The following is a 16,708-nucleotide window of genomic DNA, read 5'->3' as shown; positions in this document are numbered from 1 at the left end:
TTCGGCAAAACATAACACCATCTGTATGAAAATAATTAAACACAAAAAAGGGAACCGTTATGGCTCCCTTTTTCTCATTCTTCGGTATCATCTTCATCATCCAAACTAATTCCCTGTTCTGCTGCTCTCATGACTGCAATTGCGTATAACTCATGAATTAGTTCGTCAACATCAGGCGGGAAATTTAATGGCTTCTTATCCACCGACAAACCCCCTTTTGTCCTCTCTTCATGTGTATGCTGGCGCTTCGTCTGGACAACCTTAGAAATTTCAACCGCCCCCTACTTATTTTTTAACCTCAACGTTCAAATCAAGCGCGAGCTTGTAAAATGCTTTCCATCTGATCTTGTCGTAAGTAACCGGGCTTATAGGCGGGTTGAAGATGAAAGAATACACCTTCATATCGTTCATATACTCGCCCTCGTAATCTTCCCGCATATAACGTTGCTCGATAAGAAGTCTTTCTTTCGGATGCAGGCGCCGCACGGCCCGCTCGACCCGTTCACAGAATGCCTTTCGTTCTGCCGGGGCGTCTACATTGTGTATGGCAATCTGCGCCGTTTGGTCGCTTGTGGTGTTCGTCGGACCGTGGAATCGTTCATTGTATCCGGCCGTAATGCTCGCTTCCCTTTCTTCGTGCGTCAAATACTTGCAAATCCGATATTTATCGAGCGCACTTTCAACCGCTCGCTGCGTTTTCTTCCTGTCGAGCTCCGGCAATTCGAAATCTAACTTCATTTGCACCTTATCACCCCTGTTTTGGGAGCGCCCCAGCCGGAGCCGGAGCGCGTATGATTCACTTAATTAGAATTGACATAAGAAGAATAACGCCTGTCCAGAATGTCATGCAGGAAAGGAACGCGGCCGCCCAAAAACCGATGAACTTCCAATTCCAGCGGCTGCGCTTCATTCGAGTGTTTCAAGCTCTAAAGCTGCTTGGTCCTCGTCCTCTTCTTCCTCTTGCTCATCATCGAAGCTGACCTGCTTGAACTCTTCCATGCTCATTTGAGCGGCGGCAATGGTCAATTCAACATCCGAACCTGCCAGCTTGTAAAACTCGAACGTCTGCGCTGCGGAGCTATCGCCTTTAACAATGAAGTCCAGCGTCGTTTTCGTGCTGTCTTTCGTCGTTTTTTCAAACGCGGCTTTCAATTCAACATTAAGCCCTTCAATACTCAAAAGAACAACTTCGCGAGTCAATGAACTTAGTTCTGGCCGTTTCTCATCTTCACCCTTGACGATGAACTGAACAAGTTCCTTTTTGCTGTCCTTCGTTTGCTTGTTAAAGTTCGCTTTGATCGTGATTTTCATATGGTCATATCCCCTTATAAATTAGTTTTGGTTTTCGATCTCCCATAAGGTTTTTTGTCCTGTTGGGTGTTTGTCGATTCGCGGCCTTGTCGGACAATTCCATGAACCGCCTTTAGTTTGGTGTAAAGACTTCCATCCGACCGCCCGAAGGCTTGTTCCAGGCTCTTGAGCGAGTGTGTAAGTGATCAACCTTCTGTATCCCATTGCTCGCGCGGCTTGCCATGCGGCCGCATAAAGCTTTGACGGCGCGTTTTTAGTTCCATCTGTACAACATCGGGTGACTTCAAGCGTTCTGCCATTATCGTAAGAGCGAGCAACAGGACGCCCCACCATAATTACCCCGACTACCTTTTCTTTATCCGCTATTGCTATGCTGAATTTATGGCCCTGGGGCGGTAAATGGTGCCGGTGGAATTGCTTCACAAATTCGCATGCTTCCGCGTATGTCGTCGGTTGAATCTCTAGCATTAGATAACCTTCCCGCCGTGTCGCTGCGGCCGCGTTGCATTGTAGGCCATCTTTTCAGTTATTGCGGCTTCCAGGTCGATGCCATAACGCCCGCAAGTGTCAAACACCCGGATAACAACATCTGCCAGCTCGGCAGGAATTCCGTCCGGCTTCAACCCGCTAATGCCTGTATAAAGTAGCTCATTGATCGGCGCGCCTTCCCGGTAAAATTCCAGCGCTTCAGAAAGCTCGGAGTGCATGAGGGCAATCAGCTCACCAAAACTCCGATCCTCTTCCCACCAGCCCTTATTAACTGCATTTTCATGCGCCGACTTTACTAATTGATTAATTGACATGTCCATCATCCTTTTTGTTTTATAATTTTTCTTGAAATTGATAACGGTCGGTTTCTCATAAGCCTTTAACTGCTCCATCCGTTCCCTTTCCTCCGGGGTCATGGCGCGAACAGTAACATCACTATTCGCCTTTTCCCTCTCGTCCTTCTTCGGCTGCGGCAGAGCCTTCATGCGGCGTCGCGGGCTATGGTCTTTCATGCCATTCTTCGCGGCTCTTATAAAACGCGTACCGCTTCTCGATTTCCTTTTTGATTTGACCTACCCTCTGATATGAAATTCCGTAGGCACCGGCTATTTCGCGCAATGATAAATCTTTCATAAGGTAATATAAAACGTCCTTTTGCTGCGGCTTGAGATACTTTAGGAAATCATCCAGAAACATGCTTGAATGATCATCTTCGACCGAAAACATATTCATGAGGGTCAATTCCTCGTCAGAAGTCATTGATCCACGGTTTGTCTTGTTCGCTTTTTCGGCCGAAACAACCCGATAGCTCAAGTAGTGCATAGCTTTTTGCGTCGTGTCCAACGGAGCTTCCAACAGATTTGATACTACCTCGGCCGTTTCGCCCTGCAATCCATGCTTAACGATCCTGCCAGCAAGATGCTTAATGTTAACCGGTACGTAAATGGGCGAAATCCTGTTTATCTGTCGGATCATGTAACCATTGACGCAATGGTGTGCGTAGCTGGAAAACTTGGTCTTTTCATTCGGCACATAATTCATAGCTGCGTGCATAAGGCCCATACTGCCGGACTGCATTAAATCGTCAAAATCAATTGCGCTATCCCGAATGTTGCGGGCCATCTTGCCAGCCAACTTTTTGACAATGCCGATATTTTCATGAATCAGATATTCCTTTTCCGCTGGAAACGTCACCGCTTCCCCACCTCCTTCTCATGCTTCGTTACCTTACCGCTGCGCTTCCGGCTCCTGCGGAACTGCTCGTTCCTTGCTGCTGCTTTGTCGGCCAGCGTTGCGACCCGACTATGATGGATAATTTCGTTCAATTGAGCGTTTGACGCTCGGCTCATGTTCATTTCAACCCCTCCACATCGTTTAAGGCTCCTAGAAGGCCGTTTGAGCGTTCCTCACTTCCGGGGTTCCAACTAGTCGCCGGAACTCCCGGAACGTCAACACGGTACCGCCTAGCTGTTGATTGATGCTTTCGAAAGTGTCAGTTACCTTGAAGTCATAACAAAACGCCTTGAGCAGCTTTTGCGGCGGCTCTCGCTTTCTTCTTTTTATTGGCTGCTGCTTTTTCTGCCTTCTTTTCATGTGCAGGCTTCAAAACCGTTTCAATTACTTCGGTTTGATAATCTTCGCGGCCTAATTCATCAGGCGTTGCAATTGCATAGGCGATCTGCGCCAGGACGTAAGCATCAATTACGTTATTGCTTGGATGCGTATATCCGAAGTGCTCATAAACCCCATCAGCAACAGCGGCTTTGCTATCCAGCTTATTGCCTTCTGCATCAAACCGATGCCGGGAAGCGTCGCAGAACTTCTTGAGTGCTGTCGGTGCCACGTCATAATATTTGATTCCTCTGCGGAACAGAGCGCCCCGGATGCCGTAAGCCAATCCCCACATAAAGCCGACGCCTTGACCTTTCGCGTGAGTCGCAGGAGATTCGATGCAAACCACATCGCCAGGATGAATATGATCCATGATTTCACTAATCAGCGTTGTGATCCGCATCGGGTCCGCGTTGCCCACTCCCGTTAAATCCTTCTGCCGCAGAACATTGCCTTGCTCGTCCATAGCGACGAATCCCGTTGTTGTGCTCGGGTCGATCCCAACGTATCGCTTCATGACTCAACCCCCAAATCGATTGAAGTATATGCTGCTATTTGGCGCGGGTTGATCCCTACATAACCGAACTCTTGAACACCTTTCACTTCGTACCCAATATATTCACCATTCGAACGGTCGAAAGTGAATTTAAACTCTTTGCAAATCACCGTCAACACTTGACCGCTTTTAAGATAAATCTTTAATTCGTGCATTCCGCTTTACCCCTCTCCATAATCCGTCTATTAAATATTCAGTCGGCGGCTTGTACACTTCACCGATAACCCGTTTTTCATCGTCATAGATGATTTCCCAAGGTGTAAGGCTGAAAAGCGGGTCGTGCTTTTCTTGCTTGGGAGCGCGTTTCACCGCTTAACCCTTCTTCTCTAGCAGATTGATAACTTTGCCCAGCGGCTTATCTTTAACAATCGTAATTGGTGAAAATAAGCTCGCAGTCATTTCAAGGATTTGCTGTTGTTCTTGAGTCAGCGCAACCGGATAAAGTATGCCGCCCATATTGTAGAACAAAACGATACCATCCTTCATTGTCTATACACCCTCTCGCTATAGTCTCCGAGCAGCCCATCAATGCGGTCATATACGGCCATCATCTTTTCACGAACATCATCATCAAGCAGCGGGTTGCTAAGCTTCTTGGCTCCATCAACAAGCCGGGCAAGCAATTCCTCGTACTGCTCATAGGTTTCGATCCGGTCAGGCAGCGCCTTTGCCATGATGCCCCCTATCCAGGTCAACAAACTTGCCGACCTGCTTCATGAATGCCATCTCCACGGTGCCCGTTCCTACGTTGCGTCCTTTGGCAATGATCAATTCAACGATGTTTTTCTTCTCGCTTTCCTTGTTGTAGTAATCATCCCGGTACAGGAAAGTAATAATGTCGGCGTCGCGCTCGATTGCTCCGGATTCGCCCAGGTCGGACATCATCGGCCGTTTGTCCTGCCTTTCCTCGACCTTCCTACTGAGCTGCGATAAGGCGACGACGGTCACACCGAGCTGACGGGCCATAAGCTTGAGCTGCCGCGAAACATATTCGACTTCCTCGCGCTTGCTGTTGAACTTTCTGCCGCCGCTTATGATTTGGATATAGTCCACATAGACAACAATCGTGTCATGCTTCTTCTTGAGCTTCTTTACTTCGCTGCGGATGAATTGAACGGTCATATCCGGTTTGTCTGTGATGTAGATCGGCAACCGGTCCAGCTCGTCGCGTGCTATGCTGTACCGCGTCCAATCATCATCATCGAACAGTCCGGAGCGCATCCGTGTACTATCCAGGTTAGCAAGGGCACATATGACGCGCTCCGTGATTTGGATCTCTTTCATTTCGGCTGAGAAGATTGCAGCAGCGACGCCGCCACCTGTCGCCGTCCGGATCGCATCGCATACCATTGCCGCAGTCTTGCCCATTGACGGCCTTGCTGCAATGATTTCGTAGTCCTCGCGCTGGTGCCCTCCGGTCATGCGGTCAACTTCCCGGCTGATCGTCTTTGCGCCGGTCATACCTTTCTTTGTCGCTCGTTCCTTAATGACCGCCGTGTGACCTTCAAGCGTGTCGGACATCTTTCGTAGACCGTAGTCACTGCCGACCGCTGCCATTTCGTCAAGTTCTTCGAGCCGGGCCCGCGCCTTTGCAATCTGCTCTTTTACGTCGGTCCCTTCCATCCTCGCCGCTGCCGCCATACTCTCCATTGCCGTTGCCGTTTCTCGCTGTATATATCCGTTTCGAATGATGGCTTGATAATGGTCAAAGTGGTTAGCGCTTGTGACTGAAGAGGAAAGCTGATACAAGTACGAGACGCCACCGATCTTGCCGAGATTCTTGCCGGACCGTTGCGCCATCATGACGAAATCAATCGTGCCGTCTTCCTCATAGTTGTACTTGAGCGTTTCAAGGATAAGGCCGTGCCGTTCGTCTGCAACCATCTCATGCGGTTGAATGAACAATTCGTCTATGAGTTCGGGTTCTTGAATCAATGCGCCCAGGAGCGCTGTTTCGGCTTCGTGCAGGGCGTTCATTTCTTACCCCACTTTTCCCCGATCCATTCCGGTATGGGAACCGCGTTACGCTCCCATTCGTCCATTAGCGCGAACCGTTCAGCCGTTTCAAGCCGCAGCTGGTCAATGTGCAGCGTGCTATTTGGTTCCAGCCGCACAATGTCGGCTATAGTAGGCGGGAAGCGATTCGACCGGATATGCTCCTGCAAGTTCTTCTTTGCTTGGTCGAAAGGAATTGGCTCTAAATATTCATGCCACAAGTGAACGACCGGTTCAGTTATTTCGAAGTGCGGGAACGCCGTTTTGACTACCGCCAGAAATTGCGCCGTTTCCTGTTTCTTCATCTGCACCCTCCTTGTAGAAATTAGCTAAGACGTCCATTTGCTTATTGGGCTTCCCTTTCGCCAGCCCTTCCGGGTCAACCGTTGCATAATCCTCATAACGCTTTTGGTTTAAATAGGTTGAAGGATGAAGAATGAAGTTCGGCTGTGTTCCGAGCAGTTTGCAAGTCTCAGCATAGTTGAATGTGTTTCGAATGATCATGGCCGGATCGAAGTCTTTTTGTTTCTCTAATTTATCCCAAGCTTTAGAAGCTGGTTGTCTTGATACTTTCCTTGGATAAGCAGCATAGAATTCTTCAAACGTTAATTTCGGGTTTAAGATTTGCATTGGATTCTGAACCTCCATTTCAGACATATCTTTTAAAGAACTTAATTCTTTTAATTCTTTAGTTCTTAATTCTTTTTCTTTGTATGCACTCACTGTTACTTTGGTTAGCTCGTCTTGCTGAAAAAACCGCCAATTTACTAGGGTTATGAGCGTATATTTGCTGTTACCTCCATCGACAGTAATCATGCCGTCATTTTCGAGCCATTTCAGCACCTCGGATATGGTTTTTGGATTGGGTTCTTTCCACAATCCCCGCTCGTACCATCCAACACCGGCCGCGATTTTCCGGATAGATGTAAGGTGCTGCCCGGCGTTGATCGTTAGCTTCGAACCATCGGCAAAAGGTATGACGGCATCCTCATAATTGACCTTGTATTTAAGCCATTGCCAAACTCGGTGATACAGCGGGGGCATTTTCCATATGTCGCTCACAAGTTCCTGGCGATGGTCTTTGATGTAGCCCCGCATAGTTTAACACCTCGTTTTTCTCGCTAAATCGACAATGCAGAGCAGGCACAAAGTAAAATCCTTATCCTGCCAGTAGTAATATCCAGGTCCATCCAAGATGCATTCGCAATTGTCGCATTTGTGAAGGTTGATCATTTCACCTGATACGGAAATTTGATTCGCGGTTTTACTCATGTGTTTTCGGCGTTGAACTTGGTTACAAAGTCAATTACATTGGCTGCTATATCTTTGTCGGCCGTGAATGGGTATTGTGCGGTGATGATTTCAGCAATGCCATCCCGCAGCCGATCTTCTTTCGACTTCTCGACGGTGTAGCCGTTTATGAGAGCGGACATTAGAACCTCTTCCCAATCGATGCCATGTTTCTTGTGAAGGATAGCCCTAGCAACAGTCGCTATCGTATCCGCTGATCTTTCGATCCGCAATAACACGTCGAATTTATTAACACCATTAAGCGAAAAATAATATTCGATGGCTTCAACCACTTCCTTCGGCAACACAACCTTTATCGGCTCGCGGGCTTCGTCTACTTCATCCATCAACCGTTTATTCTCCCGCTGCAGCTGCGCGACGTTCTCCGTCAGCCGGTCGATGTCTTTCATTGCTTGACCGTACTTGCGGACGGCTTCTTTCTCGTCCTCTTTGGTGAGTTTAAGCTCAATCTCGATTGCGTCGATGTGTTCAAATAGGGTGATTCCTCGCGATCCTAACCAATACGTAGGCGGGCTTTTGCGAATTTGATCCAGTAAATCTTTTGATAAACGTCCCATTCAAATGACCTCCAATTGATAATGTTGTCCTGCAATAAATCCTTTTGCTTTCAATGCCCGTTTGACCGTCCCAAGCGCCAGCGCTGGCATGTTGTTCGTGCTGCTCATGTGGGTCAAAAAAATGCGCTCGCCCTGCCCTCTAATGAGCTTTGCAAGTGCTTCTGCGGCGTCGTTATTTGACATGTGATCCCGCAACACCCGTTGCTTTAACGAGTCATGGTAAGGTCCGTCAATAACCATATCCTCGTCATGGTTGCACTCGAACACGTAAACGTCACTCCATCGCATGGCGTGAATCATTTCATCCGTGACGCGACCGGTGTCCATCATGACGGAGACTTTCATGCCGTTCCCGTTGACCGTGTATCCAAGCGGCTCCGCTGCGTTGTGATGAACCTTGAAGGCTTCGACCATGACGAATGACATCCGCAGGGCGTCGAAGATGTTGCCACCGCTGGCCTTGACTATCTTGCCGGTGTCCAGGCGCCCAAGTCCCTTGAGCGTCCCTTCGCTGGCGTAGATCGGAATCTTGTACTTATCCGCAAACGCGAGCCCTTGGCAATGATCCTTGTGTTCGTGAGTGATGAACACCGCGTCAAGCTTCGTCGGGTCGATGTCGTTATCAAGCAAGATTTTCTCGATCTTCGTTTTGGGCAACCCCGCGTCAATCAGAATGCCGGTCTTGTCGTTGCCGATCCAGACGCAGTTTCCTTCCGATCCGGAAGCTAGAACCTTAACGTTCATTAGCAACAACCCCTATTCGATTGGATCAAGACCGTCATTCATTTCATCAACTTCCAGCTGCAAGGTTTTCAAGATTCCTTTCAATTCAGCAAGCGTGTGCTTGTCTTTCTTTGGTGGGAACCGCATGGCTATTTCGGCTGTCTGATCTTCTTTTTTCGTCACTCCCAAAGTGCGGAAGGCCCGGACAATCTCGCCTTGAACAATCACCATCTCATTAACTTGTGAGGCTGCCGTGGTTACTGCTTCACTTTCTATTTCCTTCATCTTATTTGCGTCGTACTCTGCCAACTGTTCAGGCTCAAGTCTCATTCTTTCGGTGTCGACATCAGCTGTGATGTCCCGCCGCTCATATGGCGCGGTGTTCGCCGCTGTCTCGCCGTGGTCTGCTTCGTTCTCCGCTACCTCAATACCGAATTGACGTTTGAACGCCCGCTTGATTGCGTGCTTCACGATCATGTCGTCGTAGAAGTCTTTCCACATGTCACCATTGCGGCCTTTCAATAAATGGTCCACTTGGTCATTCGTGATAATAACCGCGATGTTCGGGGCGTCCGTGCGGTAGGCAACGCAATAGGCTCCGATTGTCTTGCCGCGAACAAGCGTCTTGATTTTGTGGAGTGGTTCGCCCGTCACAACATCAATTTCGAATTCGTCATTCTCCTTGACTTCGGAAGCAATGAACCCCTTGTAATTTGGGTTCTTTTTCGCGAGTGCGACGATTCCCTCGACAGCTATTTGAATGCTCATGACCGGCCCGTTTTTGCCGTTGTACGTGATGCAATAGATTTGATTAAGGAATGGATTAAGGCCGGAGCTGGCGCAAGTCTGAACAAATAGCGCGAACTGCTCATCGCTTGTTCCTCTTGCGATTGTACCTTTCAATGTTTCCAATTCGGTTTGTGTGAAGCTGCCGACAAGTGCCTGAGTGTTTACTGCTGCGATTTGTTTTGTCATTTATTTGTTACCTCCGATTGGTTGTAAGTGTTTGGCGAAGTACTCGCTACCTTTGCGGATATGATGGTCAACAGAACCACCAAGCGACAAGATGATTTCATAAGAATCCTCGTAATAAGGAATTACCTTTCTACCTTCAATAAGGCCGCTTGCAACGTCCGATACTGTGCAAATATAGGTTTGTGGTTTCATTAAATTTCTACCTCCATAATGGTTAGTGGTTGATCCGCAACGCGGCACTCAATGAGTTGGCCCGCTGGCGCTTTATATGTGATAATGCTTTCCGCTCCGTCGATGAACACCGGCGCAACGATCCCGCTTTGATTGCTCAATACGTCCACCAATTCAAGACCGGCCTTCACACTTTCAGCTTGGGAAAGCTTCCGGAATGGCTTGCCGTCCTGGTAAACTTCAAAGAATGGCTTCCGCTCGCCGTCCCCCTTGTTCTCTTGGTAGAGCTCAAGTGTCAATGTCGGGAAGAGGTCCGCGATTTTACCGGCCATCAATTCGGATTCTGCAGCCTTGAAAGCTTTGATTGCTTCCAGGATCAAAACCGAATCTTTGAAGCTGGTTTCAATTGCTTCGACGGTGTTCTCTGCTTCAAAGATCAAGCCGGACAGCTTGCCGCGTTCGTCCGCTTCCCGAATCTGATTCGTTAAAATCTCCCGGAGCTCTCGCAGCTGCGCCGTTTGATGCGGTTCAACTTCGACCACTACAAGTCCTTTCGATTCGGCTTTCATAGCGTCATACTTTGCAAGCAATTCAGAATGCCGGGATTTGATTGCGGATAGTTCTTGCCCAATGGAGTACTTGACAGCATCAACCGTATGCTCGTCCAATTTCTGGCCGCACTTGTCGCACGTCTCCCCAATCGGTTCACCCTTCAGGGCTTTGTATTTGCCCGCAAGTTCGTTCGCTTCCCGTTTGATGCCTTCAAGCACCATATTCAGCTTATACGCCTTTTCATTGACGGCGCGGGCTTCTGCTTCTTGCGCTTCCGCTGCCTTGATGGATTCGTTCGCGTTTTCGAGCGCCAGCCTTAAATCCATATACTCTTGATTGCTCAGTTCTTTCGTGCCGGCTTGCTCCTTCAGCGTCTTGACGCGCTCTTTCGCGGCAATAAGCTCTTTGTCTTTGCGGTTCTTGTTGTCTTTGTGATGCGCTTCAAGGTCCGGCAATGCCTTCTTTTTAAGCAGTGGCCCCAGCGTGTCAGAATGAAGCTTCTTGAGCTTTTCGAGAACTTCGGCGCTCGTCGGATGCGGTACATATTGAAGCAGCTGCGCCCGTTGTTCCTCCTGCTTCTGAGTAAAGAAGTAAATCGGATTGAACAATGAAAGGAACATGTTTTTATCGAACAATGATTCGATAATCTCTTTGAATGCCGTTGCCGTTTTCGGATCGTCATTGATGTAAAAGACGGCTTTGCCCTTCTCGATCATGCGGCTTATGCGGATTTGCTTCATGTCAACCGTCATGAGAAGATGCACTTCAACGCGGTCGAATTCGTAATTTGTAGGCTCCGGCGATAGCGCCTTGATCAATGTGTTACCCATTGTATCAACGCCGTACAGCGCCCAGGTGACAGCTTCACCTATGGATGATTTACCGGCTCCGTTCGTTCCCAAGATGCGGTTCAGCGGGTGAAGCACGACCGTCAAATCTTTATGGCTTTTGAAGTTCTTCAGCACGATTTCATTGAATGTGATGTTCATTTTTCATCCTCACTTTCGAAAGTGAAGATTTCTTCCCAAGCGCATTCGAGCACTTCGCAAATGCGTTTCGCGGTTTTAGGTGATGGTTGACTTTTCCCGTTAGTGATCTGATTTGTCATTGAATGAGACAAATCAATTTCATTGCCGAACTCAGTTTTATTGAAACCCTTCTTGACGATCATTTTATTTAGTTCGTTGGTGTCTTTAACCTTGATTTTCATCACGTTTTTTTCCTCGCCTTCTAAGATAGGTTCGTTCATAGCTCTATTCCCAAGCTAATGAGCAATTTTTTCTCGACTTCCTTCATTACTGCGTCCGGAAGTGTGCAGACATACTTATCAACCTTCGATTTATCAATAGTGCGAATTTGCTCCAATAAGATTACCGAGGGCTTCATCATCCTGCCGTGAGTCCCGATGTTAACGTGTGTGGGCATGTACCGCTTCTTAGCGTCTGTGATAGCCGCGACAATGACTGTCGGTGAAAACTTGTTTCCTGTGTCGTTCTGGATGATTAATACCGGCCGCGCGCCTGCTTGTTCGCAACCCCGGCTTTCCCCTAATTCAGCAATCCAGACTTGTCCACGCAGCATCCGTTCAACCTCCCTCTAACAATGTCGCGTTCCAGCTCACCTATTTCGATTTCAAGCCAGTTAACCGCTGCAGCCGAAACCAACCCGCTCAAGCGGAATTTATGAAGATCGTTCAAATGTGATACGGCACCGGCATTGCGTTCAATGTGTATAAGAGAACGGATCATGTCGGCTTCTTGCTCGTCCAATTCATGAGATAAATCGACTGTCGCTTTCATGGTTTCACCTCTTTACGAAATTGTGTGTTTCGAAATAATTGCTTTCATTAAGGGCATGCTAAATAGTTCCATTCTGTCAAATGGAAATAAAATGAAAAATAAGCTTGCGAAAGTGATAGTTGCGGTTTATAATACAACTTGTGAGCAAAACTAACACTTATGAAACAAATACAGAAGAAAATAAAAGTGTCAATAAAACATTATGCAATGAAATCTGGACAACATAATAGGCATCCGTTAACTGCATCATCCTTCAAACCGTTGCAGCGGAATGAAGAATCTGATTCAAAGTTTTTACCATCAATCACCACCTTGTTTTGGGGTAACCACAATTTAACATGGAAACCATCTATCGCGCAAGTACTAATTTCGTAATTTCGATAATAAATTAATAGAATGTGAATGAAAGGCGGTATTTATCAATGAATAATATAGAGAAAATGATTAAGGAACTAAGGACTAAGCGGGGATGGAGTCAGGATGATTTAGCGGAGAGAATGGGCATGACGCGCGCTAATATTTCGAATTACGAAAGAGGATTGAATAAGAATATTCCTAGTGAAACGCTGAAAAAGTTTGCGGATGTATTCGGAGTTTCGTCGGATTACCTTCTTGGAAAAAGCGAAAACTCCGACCGGCCAGAGTCAGAGTTTTTGAAGAAGCTCGAATTATCGGATGGAGAAATTCTGAAACAATTTACACTTGTTCTCGATGGCAAAACGCTAACAGAAGAAGAAGCTCGCTTCGCTATAGCGGTTCTTCGGACCAATCGTCAAATGAAGGGTTAAGCGGCGCTATCCCGTTTCTAATTTCGTTAAGTTCATTTTCATCAATCTCGGCCAAAGTGTTTAGGTCAATGATGATTCGCTGAATAAAAAGTCCCCCTTATATCGTCATGATGATTAGTTTTATGAGAAAATTATACCATAAAAAATACGAACAGAGTACGAACACCGGTGATAAATTAACCGACAACAGTCGACAAGAAAAGTGGTGATTTCGACAAGTGCACTTCTCCCGTGGGGAGTGCCTGCTGCGATACTGGTTAAAGAAACGAGGAATCACACAAGCCGAGCTTTCCCGGCGTACAGGCTGGTCAACCCGCATGATTTCTTATTGGTGCAATGATGAAAGGCCGATGAGTGCGGAAGCCATGTATACTGCTGCAACAATCTTAGACATACGTATGGAACAGCTTTACCATTGGAAACTCGAAGCCAGCGAAAGCAGGCGAACGCGGATTTGACCGCGCTCCCCCGGAGATTTTAGGAACTTATACGTTCACGAAATAAGTATCGTTTTTACCCTTCCTTTCGACCTCTTTTTAATACTATCGGCATTCCCCTGTAAAATTCTGAATTAATTCGTTTTCTGATACAAAGCTAAGATGTCATTCACGCCCCCTTGCAGCACTCGAAACGAAATCCCCTTCGTGTCATACTTGCCCTTGCCGACGATCCAAACAACCGGGAACACTTTCTTATCCTTCGGCTGCCATTCGGCCCGCTGCCATTCCCCGCCTGTATAAAATGCTTCATACCGGAGCAGCTTCGCTTGCATAACCTTGGCTGAAAAGACACTGTTTTGAACTTCCACGTAAAATGCGGTTTTCTTCCAAATCATGAATATGTCCGGCTCCGGGAGCCCCTTCCCGCCAAGCTTCGGTTCCACCTCAAACCGGTAAGGTGTATCGTGTGTTCGTATTTCTCGGTAGAAGGATGCGATAGCCAAGAAGTGCCCGATCTTCGATGAATCCTTTTTGATGCTTCTATCCGGAAAGTACAAATACTTGCGATGCTCTTTTGATACTCCGATGTGCCCCATGCGTCGGAGCCGAAGCAATGCTTTGTTCGCTTCATTTATCGGGTTCTTTACATTCGTGAAGTGTAACTCTGCTATATCGTCCCGCGTCAGGCAGCGGAACCGTTCAAGATCATCTATGATGGCTTTATCCCTGGTAATCAAAACGGTAAACCTCCCATCTCGAAATCATCGTCAATCTGCTGTTGTATCTCCTGCGCCCTCTGTTCGGCCTGCTGTTCGATTTCTTCCTCGTTCAGTGTATAAGGTTCCAGCAGCTTCCGCGCCGCGTCAAGCTTCAGGTATGGCGCTTGAACGAAGCGTATCCCGTCGAGTTTGTGAATCATTAATCCCTTTTCACTTTGCTTGATATGCGCGGCGTCGCCGGTCCCGATGGTGATGCGGCTGTTGATTTCGTCAGAGTGCCGGAAGGCGCAGCGGACCGTTAAGTTATTTTTCAATTTCCCATCAAGGACGTCACTATCAGGGCGCTGCATTGATAATATGAGGAACACGCCGAGCGCCCGGCCTATCGCGCTTATCTCTTCTACAATGTCCATGCAGGCCGGATGCTTCTGCAGCAGGGCGACTTCATCGATTGCCATGATAATGTACTTCGGCCGCTTCTTCGGCGGCAGCTCATCGACGTTTGCGACCCGCTCTTTATTGAGCAGCGCGCCCCGATTACCTAACTCCTTTTTGATACGGATCAATATTTGATGGAGCCCTTCGGCGTTGTAAACCACATCATCAGCCACGCCCCGAAATAGATGGAACTCCGAAAGCTTCAGATCGGCGCAATACAGTTCAAACCGATCCCGGCAATCAAGAACCAAGGACGTAAGGATCGAACGCACCTGGACCGACTTTCCCGCGCCCGTCTCCCCGGCAATGAGCAAATGCGGATGCTCGGTCATGTCATAGGCCACAACGCCCGTTCTGCTTCGTCCGATAAAGATCGGCAGCCGAAGCCCTTCAACCGCTTTTTCGACCTCTTCAGCGTCATAGTCGAACATCTGAATGCCTTCCTTGAACACGTTCAGCACGAACGTTTTGGAGTCTCCGACGAGCTCGATATGCTCCCCGAACACCTGGCGAAATAACCAATCATGATCGAAAACTTCCTTCGGATTCATCCCGGTCGGAACGGTGAAAACGACTTGCTTGCTATCCAGCCGGACGGCCACCCGCTGAATTTTCGGATACAGAATGATTTCGGTTTTACCCTTCCCCCGCTTGACCTTCTTGCCCAGCTCACCGGCTCGAAATGCCTTTGTCATGTTCCGGCGCAGCTCCGTTTCTGGCATGGTGCTGTATGCTGTCCAGGCTACATATAAGCTAGCGGCCAAGCCTGCAGCTTTAGCAGTAAATAATGCAGTAGATCCAAGCAACAGCATCTATAAATCCCCTCCAATGTGATGCGGTAGTTAGTAGAGTAATGGACGAACGACATACTGCATTACCATTACCCCACTAATACAAGCAAAATGACTTGATACGACAAATCTTTTTGAAATGTTTAATACAGCGCGAAAAACTTAGAAGAAGAATGAAGCGATGGATTGGGCGAGGGGCCGAGAAAGAGCGTGCCCAAAAATCCAGCAAATATACGCGCCGCCGAAAAAAGAAAATCCAACCATGCCCCAAGCGATGATGTCCTTCATCTGCTCAACCTCCTGTTAGTTAAACCCCGAATGACCGTGCGATGTAGTGAACCAAATCCCACCAAGATTGAAAAGCGATATACGCGCAGCTTGCATATGAAACGATCTTCACGAACACCACTTTCCCGCCCTGCCCGTTTTCCTCCATCAATTTCCCGATGACCTCGCCACCGATTACGATCCCGGCAATTTGAAACGCTGGTGCTAAAACTCCCATTTTGAAGCCCTCCCCTTGTCGATTTGACTACCGCATTATGTAGTGCGGTTGTCGATCATGGTTAAGGATATGACGGACGGCTTGCCTATGTTTCTTAGTTTGATGAATAAAATTTTCATAGATTGTCCACACTTCTGATATAAAGGTGGTGGGCATATGTTTGGATTAGGAAAGCCAAGAACAAAGCTAGGTCGGTTCATTGACGGGTCCGGATTAACTCAAGGATGGCTTGAGAAGAAAGCGGGGTTGAATAAAAACTCTGTCTCGAAGTTATGCGGGGATGCTTCATATGAGCCGCGAGCCGGGACGGTGCAGAAGATCATTTCAGCACTCAGGAAACACGGGCATGACGTTCGAGCAGATGATTTTTGGTGAAACCGGTAGGCAGGATTGGCAGTATATAGTAAAATAGTGCAAAACTAAGGGGGCTATCATTTGAAGAAATCATTATTCATTTCGTTCATGATCACGGCTGCTATTTTGACCGGTTGCGGAAACAATGCGGAAGTGACGGGGGCTGAAGTGGACCAGGAAGCAACAGAGGGAACAACGAACGCGCCGGAAACTTCTGCGACACCGGAGCCGACAAAGGAACCTAAAGCGAAGAAACTCGCCAAAGACGAACAAATAGCGCTCGACTATGTGAACATTTACATCAATGGGACGGATGCGGAAGCTAATAAGAAGTTTGTTGCGGACCATATACACCCGGATGCTATCCCATTATTTTCAATGGGCGTAGACATTATTGACGAATCGGATAACATGAGTAACCCGACCGTTAAAGGTTCCGCGAAATACGATGATCCGGATTTAAAAGGGGTTATCACACTTGTTGAAGATGATAACGGCGCGGGGGTTATTGTATTGTCGGTTGACGGGAAAATTGCAATGGCATACAGTTCAAGCGATACGGTCGAGGAAATGAAAGCCGCCTACGATGAAATGAAAGCAAAAATAAAGTAAACGGAAAAAGC

At 47.7% G+C, this 16,708-nt stretch carries 29 protein-coding genes; 3 read left to right on the top strand and 26 right to left on the bottom strand.

Going from position 1 to position 16,708, the window contains the following annotated elements; translation table 11 throughout:
• Positions 1-74 precede the first annotated feature (74 nt).
• The 22 genes from H581_RS39280 to H581_RS0109110 all read right to left on the bottom strand — a co-directional run bounded on the left by H581_RS39280 (position 75) and on the right by H581_RS0109110 (position 12,050).
• Positions 75-203: a hypothetical protein gene (locus H581_RS39280; protein ID WP_281169525.1), complete on the bottom strand. Its 129-nt coding sequence runs from the start codon at positions 201-203 to the stop codon at positions 75-77.
• An 82-nt stretch (positions 204-285) separates the two neighbouring features.
• On the bottom strand, positions 286-738 hold the full coding sequence (locus H581_RS0109215; RefSeq protein ID WP_028609763.1) for an ArpU family phage packaging/lysis transcriptional regulator: 453 nt from the start codon (positions 736-738) through the stop codon (positions 286-288).
• Positions 739-906: 168 nt separating this feature from the next.
• Positions 907-1,311, bottom strand: a complete 405-nt coding sequence (locus tag H581_RS0109205; RefSeq protein ID WP_028609762.1) for a hypothetical protein — start codon at positions 1,309-1,311, stop codon at positions 907-909.
• 21 nt (positions 1,312-1,332) lie between these two features.
• Positions 1,333-1,779: an XF1762 family protein gene (locus tag H581_RS39615; RefSeq protein WP_028609761.1), complete on the bottom strand. Its 447-nt coding sequence runs from the start codon at positions 1,777-1,779 to the stop codon at positions 1,333-1,335.
• On the bottom strand, positions 1,779-2,114 hold the full coding sequence (locus H581_RS0109195) for a nucleoside triphosphate pyrophosphohydrolase family protein (RefSeq protein WP_028609760.1): 336 nt from the start codon (positions 2,112-2,114) through the stop codon (positions 1,779-1,781). The genes H581_RS39615 and H581_RS0109195 overlap by 1 nt, the downstream gene beginning before the upstream one ends.
• Positions 2,115-2,298: 184 nt before the next feature.
• Positions 2,299-2,994, bottom strand: a complete 696-nt coding sequence (locus tag H581_RS0109190; RefSeq protein ID WP_028609759.1) for a sigma-70 family RNA polymerase sigma factor — start codon at positions 2,992-2,994, stop codon at positions 2,299-2,301.
• Entirely contained in the window at positions 2,991-3,155 is a 165-nt protein-coding gene (locus tag H581_RS37785) for a hypothetical protein (RefSeq protein WP_156889537.1), read from the bottom strand. The genes H581_RS0109190 and H581_RS37785 overlap by 4 nt, the downstream gene beginning before the upstream one ends.
• A 152-nt stretch (positions 3,156-3,307) precedes the next feature.
• Complete coding sequence (locus tag H581_RS33495; RefSeq protein ID WP_036718247.1) at positions 3,308-3,928, bottom strand: RuvC family protein; 621 nt, start codon at positions 3,926-3,928, stop codon at positions 3,308-3,310.
• Entirely contained in the window at positions 3,925-4,122 is a 198-nt protein-coding gene (locus H581_RS0109175; protein WP_028609758.1) for a hypothetical protein, read from the bottom strand. The genes H581_RS33495 and H581_RS0109175 overlap by 4 nt, the downstream gene beginning before the upstream one ends.
• 157 nt (positions 4,123-4,279) lie before the next feature.
• On the bottom strand, positions 4,280-4,453 hold the full coding sequence (locus tag H581_RS38315; protein ID WP_169507484.1) for a hypothetical protein: 174 nt from the start codon (positions 4,451-4,453) through the stop codon (positions 4,280-4,282).
• Entirely contained in the window at positions 4,450-4,641 is a 192-nt protein-coding gene (locus H581_RS0109165) for a hypothetical protein (protein WP_028609757.1), read from the bottom strand. The genes H581_RS38315 and H581_RS0109165 overlap by 4 nt, the downstream gene beginning before the upstream one ends.
• Positions 4,622-5,944: a replicative DNA helicase gene (locus H581_RS0109160; RefSeq protein WP_028609756.1), complete on the bottom strand. Its 1,323-nt coding sequence runs from the start codon at positions 5,942-5,944 to the stop codon at positions 4,622-4,624. Before H581_RS0109160 ends, H581_RS0109165 begins: the two co-directional genes overlap by 20 nt.
• Positions 5,941-6,267 carry a replicative helicase loader/inhibitor gene (locus H581_RS0109155; RefSeq protein WP_028609755.1) on the bottom strand — a complete coding sequence of 109 codons (327 nt, stop codon included), beginning with the start codon at positions 6,265-6,267 and terminating at the stop codon, positions 5,941-5,943. Before H581_RS0109155 ends, H581_RS0109160 begins: the two co-directional genes overlap by 4 nt.
• Positions 6,197-7,060: a hypothetical protein gene (locus H581_RS36330; protein WP_051250604.1), complete on the bottom strand. Its 864-nt coding sequence runs from the start codon at positions 7,058-7,060 to the stop codon at positions 6,197-6,199. The genes H581_RS0109155 and H581_RS36330 overlap by 71 nt, the downstream gene beginning before the upstream one ends.
• Before the next feature lie 170 nt (positions 7,061-7,230).
• Positions 7,231-7,830 carry a hypothetical protein gene (locus H581_RS0109145; RefSeq protein WP_028609754.1) on the bottom strand — a complete coding sequence of 200 codons (600 nt, stop codon included), beginning with the start codon at positions 7,828-7,830 and terminating at the stop codon, positions 7,231-7,233.
• Positions 7,831-8,574, bottom strand: a complete 744-nt coding sequence (locus tag H581_RS0109140; protein ID WP_028609753.1) for an MBL fold metallo-hydrolase — start codon at positions 8,572-8,574, stop codon at positions 7,831-7,833.
• 12 nt (positions 8,575-8,586) lie between these two features.
• Complete coding sequence (locus tag H581_RS0109135) at positions 8,587-9,528, bottom strand: RecT family recombinase (RefSeq protein ID WP_028609752.1); 942 nt, start codon at positions 9,526-9,528, stop codon at positions 8,587-8,589.
• Positions 9,529-9,720: a hypothetical protein gene (locus H581_RS0109130; RefSeq protein WP_028609751.1), complete on the bottom strand. Its 192-nt coding sequence runs from the start codon at positions 9,718-9,720 to the stop codon at positions 9,529-9,531. It abuts the gene before it with no gap.
• On the bottom strand, positions 9,720-11,240 hold the full coding sequence (locus H581_RS0109125) for an ATP-binding protein (protein WP_028609750.1): 1,521 nt from the start codon (positions 11,238-11,240) through the stop codon (positions 9,720-9,722). The genes H581_RS0109130 and H581_RS0109125 overlap by 1 nt, the downstream gene beginning before the upstream one ends.
• Entirely contained in the window at positions 11,237-11,500 is a 264-nt protein-coding gene (locus H581_RS0109120; protein WP_051250602.1) for a helix-turn-helix transcriptional regulator, read from the bottom strand. The genes H581_RS0109125 and H581_RS0109120 overlap by 4 nt, the downstream gene beginning before the upstream one ends.
• Entirely contained in the window at positions 11,497-11,832 is a 336-nt protein-coding gene (locus H581_RS0109115) for a type II toxin-antitoxin system PemK/MazF family toxin (protein ID WP_028609748.1), read from the bottom strand. Before H581_RS0109115 ends, H581_RS0109120 begins: the two co-directional genes overlap by 4 nt.
• On the bottom strand, positions 11,799-12,050 hold the full coding sequence (locus H581_RS0109110; protein ID WP_028609747.1) for a hypothetical protein: 252 nt from the start codon (positions 12,048-12,050) through the stop codon (positions 11,799-11,801). The genes H581_RS0109115 and H581_RS0109110 overlap by 34 nt, the downstream gene beginning before the upstream one ends.
• A gap of 422 nt (positions 12,051-12,472) precedes the next feature.
• Between H581_RS0109110 and H581_RS0109105 the strand changes: the two genes are divergently transcribed.
• A complete protein-coding gene (locus H581_RS0109105; RefSeq protein WP_028609746.1) occupies positions 12,473-12,838 on the top strand; it encodes a helix-turn-helix domain-containing protein in 366 nt (121 codons plus the stop codon).
• 218 nt (positions 12,839-13,056) lie between these two features.
• Positions 13,057-13,296 carry a helix-turn-helix domain-containing protein gene (locus H581_RS37000; RefSeq protein WP_084134512.1) on the top strand — a complete coding sequence of 80 codons (240 nt, stop codon included), beginning with the start codon at positions 13,057-13,059 and terminating at the stop codon, positions 13,294-13,296.
• A 113-nt stretch (positions 13,297-13,409) separates the two neighbouring features.
• On the opposite strand, the gene H581_RS0109100 is transcribed toward H581_RS37000, so the two are convergent.
• The 4 genes from H581_RS0109100 to H581_RS0109085 form a co-directional block, all read right to left on the bottom strand.
• The gene (locus tag H581_RS0109100) at positions 13,410-14,015 is read right to left on the bottom strand and encodes a replication-relaxation family protein (protein ID WP_028609745.1); all 606 of its coding nucleotides are present in this window, start codon (positions 14,013-14,015) and stop codon (positions 13,410-13,412) included.
• Positions 14,012-15,130 carry an FtsK/SpoIIIE domain-containing protein gene (locus H581_RS0109095; protein WP_169507483.1) on the bottom strand — a complete coding sequence of 373 codons (1,119 nt, stop codon included), beginning with the start codon at positions 15,128-15,130 and terminating at the stop codon, positions 14,012-14,014. The genes H581_RS0109100 and H581_RS0109095 overlap by 4 nt, the downstream gene beginning before the upstream one ends.
• Before the next feature lie 258 nt (positions 15,131-15,388).
• Positions 15,389-15,514, bottom strand: coding sequence for a hypothetical protein (locus H581_RS39275; protein WP_281169524.1), 126 nt, complete (start codon positions 15,512-15,514; stop codon positions 15,389-15,391).
• A 19-nt stretch (positions 15,515-15,533) separates the two neighbouring features.
• Positions 15,534-15,731: a hypothetical protein gene (locus tag H581_RS0109085; RefSeq protein WP_028609743.1), complete on the bottom strand. Its 198-nt coding sequence runs from the start codon at positions 15,729-15,731 to the stop codon at positions 15,534-15,536.
• A 435-nt stretch (positions 15,732-16,166) separates the two neighbouring features.
• Here H581_RS0109085 and H581_RS0109075 point away from each other — a divergent pair, with 435 nt between their 5' ends.
• Complete coding sequence (locus H581_RS0109075; RefSeq protein ID WP_028609741.1) at positions 16,167-16,697, top strand: hypothetical protein; 531 nt, start codon at positions 16,167-16,169, stop codon at positions 16,695-16,697.
• Positions 16,698-16,708: the final 11 nt, after the last annotated feature.

The organism is Paenibacillus harenae DSM 16969 (genome assembly GCF_000422465.1).
GTDB classification, from domain to species: Bacteria; Bacillota; Bacilli; order Paenibacillales; family Paenibacillaceae; genus Pristimantibacillus; species Pristimantibacillus harenae.
The sequence above is the reverse complement of the archived record's forward strand: the minus strand, read 5'-3'. Positions and strand labels throughout refer to the sequence as shown.

What these genes read in the sequence shown, in the direction of transcription:
- H581_RS0109215 (WP_028609763.1), bottom strand. Translation starts at nt 738, where the DNA reads ATGAAGTTAGATTTCGAATTGCCGGAGCTCGACAGGAAGAAAACGCAG.
- H581_RS0109205 (WP_028609762.1), bottom strand. Translation starts at nt 1,311, where the DNA reads ATGAAAATCACGATCAAAGCGAACTTTAACAAGCAAACGAAGGACAGC.
- H581_RS39615 (WP_028609761.1), bottom strand. Translation starts at nt 1,779, where the DNA reads ATGCTAGAGATTCAACCGACGACATACGCGGAAGCATGCGAATTTGTG.
- H581_RS0109195 (WP_028609760.1), bottom strand. Translation starts at nt 2,114, where the DNA reads ATGTCAATTAATCAATTAGTAAAGTCGGCGCATGAAAATGCAGTTAAT.
- H581_RS37785 (WP_156889537.1), bottom strand. Translation starts at nt 3,155, where the DNA reads ATGAACATGAGCCGAGCGTCAAACGCTCAATTGAACGAAATTATCCAT.
- H581_RS33495 (WP_036718247.1), bottom strand. Translation starts at nt 3,928, where the DNA reads ATGAAGCGATACGTTGGGATCGACCCGAGCACAACAACGGGATTCGTC.
- H581_RS0109175 (WP_028609758.1), bottom strand. Translation starts at nt 4,122, where the DNA reads ATGCACGAATTAAAGATTTATCTTAAAAGCGGTCAAGTGTTGACGGTG.
- H581_RS38315 (WP_169507484.1), bottom strand. Translation starts at nt 4,453, where the DNA reads ATGAAGGATGGTATCGTTTTGTTCTACAATATGGGCGGCATACTTTAT.
- H581_RS0109165 (WP_028609757.1), bottom strand. Translation starts at nt 4,641, where the DNA reads ATGGCAAAGGCGCTGCCTGACCGGATCGAAACCTATGAGCAGTACGAG.
- H581_RS0109160 (WP_028609756.1), bottom strand. Translation starts at nt 5,944, where the DNA reads ATGAACGCCCTGCACGAAGCCGAAACAGCGCTCCTGGGCGCATTGATT.
- H581_RS0109155 (WP_028609755.1), bottom strand. Translation starts at nt 6,267, where the DNA reads ATGAAGAAACAGGAAACGGCGCAATTTCTGGCGGTAGTCAAAACGGCG.
- H581_RS36330 (WP_051250604.1), bottom strand. Translation starts at nt 7,060, where the DNA reads ATGCGGGGCTACATCAAAGACCATCGCCAGGAACTTGTGAGCGACATA.
- H581_RS0109145 (WP_028609754.1), bottom strand. Translation starts at nt 7,830, where the DNA reads ATGGGACGTTTATCAAAAGATTTACTGGATCAAATTCGCAAAAGCCCG.
- H581_RS0109140 (WP_028609753.1), bottom strand. Translation starts at nt 8,574, where the DNA reads ATGAACGTTAAGGTTCTAGCTTCCGGATCGGAAGGAAACTGCGTCTGG.
- H581_RS0109135 (WP_028609752.1), bottom strand. Translation starts at nt 9,528, where the DNA reads ATGACAAAACAAATCGCAGCAGTAAACACTCAGGCACTTGTCGGCAGC.
- H581_RS0109130 (WP_028609751.1), bottom strand. Translation starts at nt 9,720, where the DNA reads ATGAAACCACAAACCTATATTTGCACAGTATCGGACGTTGCAAGCGGC.
- H581_RS0109125 (WP_028609750.1), bottom strand. Translation starts at nt 11,240, where the DNA reads ATGAACATCACATTCAATGAAATCGTGCTGAAGAACTTCAAAAGCCAT.
- H581_RS0109120 (WP_051250602.1), bottom strand. Translation starts at nt 11,500, where the DNA reads ATGAACGAACCTATCTTAGAAGGCGAGGAAAAAAACGTGATGAAAATC.
- H581_RS0109115 (WP_028609748.1), bottom strand. Translation starts at nt 11,832, where the DNA reads ATGCTGCGTGGACAAGTCTGGATTGCTGAATTAGGGGAAAGCCGGGGT.
- H581_RS0109110 (WP_028609747.1), bottom strand. Translation starts at nt 12,050, where the DNA reads ATGAAAGCGACAGTCGATTTATCTCATGAATTGGACGAGCAAGAAGCC.
- H581_RS0109105 (WP_028609746.1), top strand. Translation starts at nt 12,473, where the DNA reads ATGAATAATATAGAGAAAATGATTAAGGAACTAAGGACTAAGCGGGGA.
- H581_RS0109095 (WP_169507483.1), bottom strand. Translation starts at nt 15,130, where the DNA reads ATGACAAAGGCATTTCGAGCCGGTGAGCTGGGCAAGAAGGTCAAGCGG.
- H581_RS39275 (WP_281169524.1), bottom strand. Translation starts at nt 15,514, where the DNA reads ATGAAGGACATCATCGCTTGGGGCATGGTTGGATTTTCTTTTTTCGGC.
- H581_RS0109085 (WP_028609743.1), bottom strand. Translation starts at nt 15,731, where the DNA reads ATGGGAGTTTTAGCACCAGCGTTTCAAATTGCCGGGATCGTAATCGGT.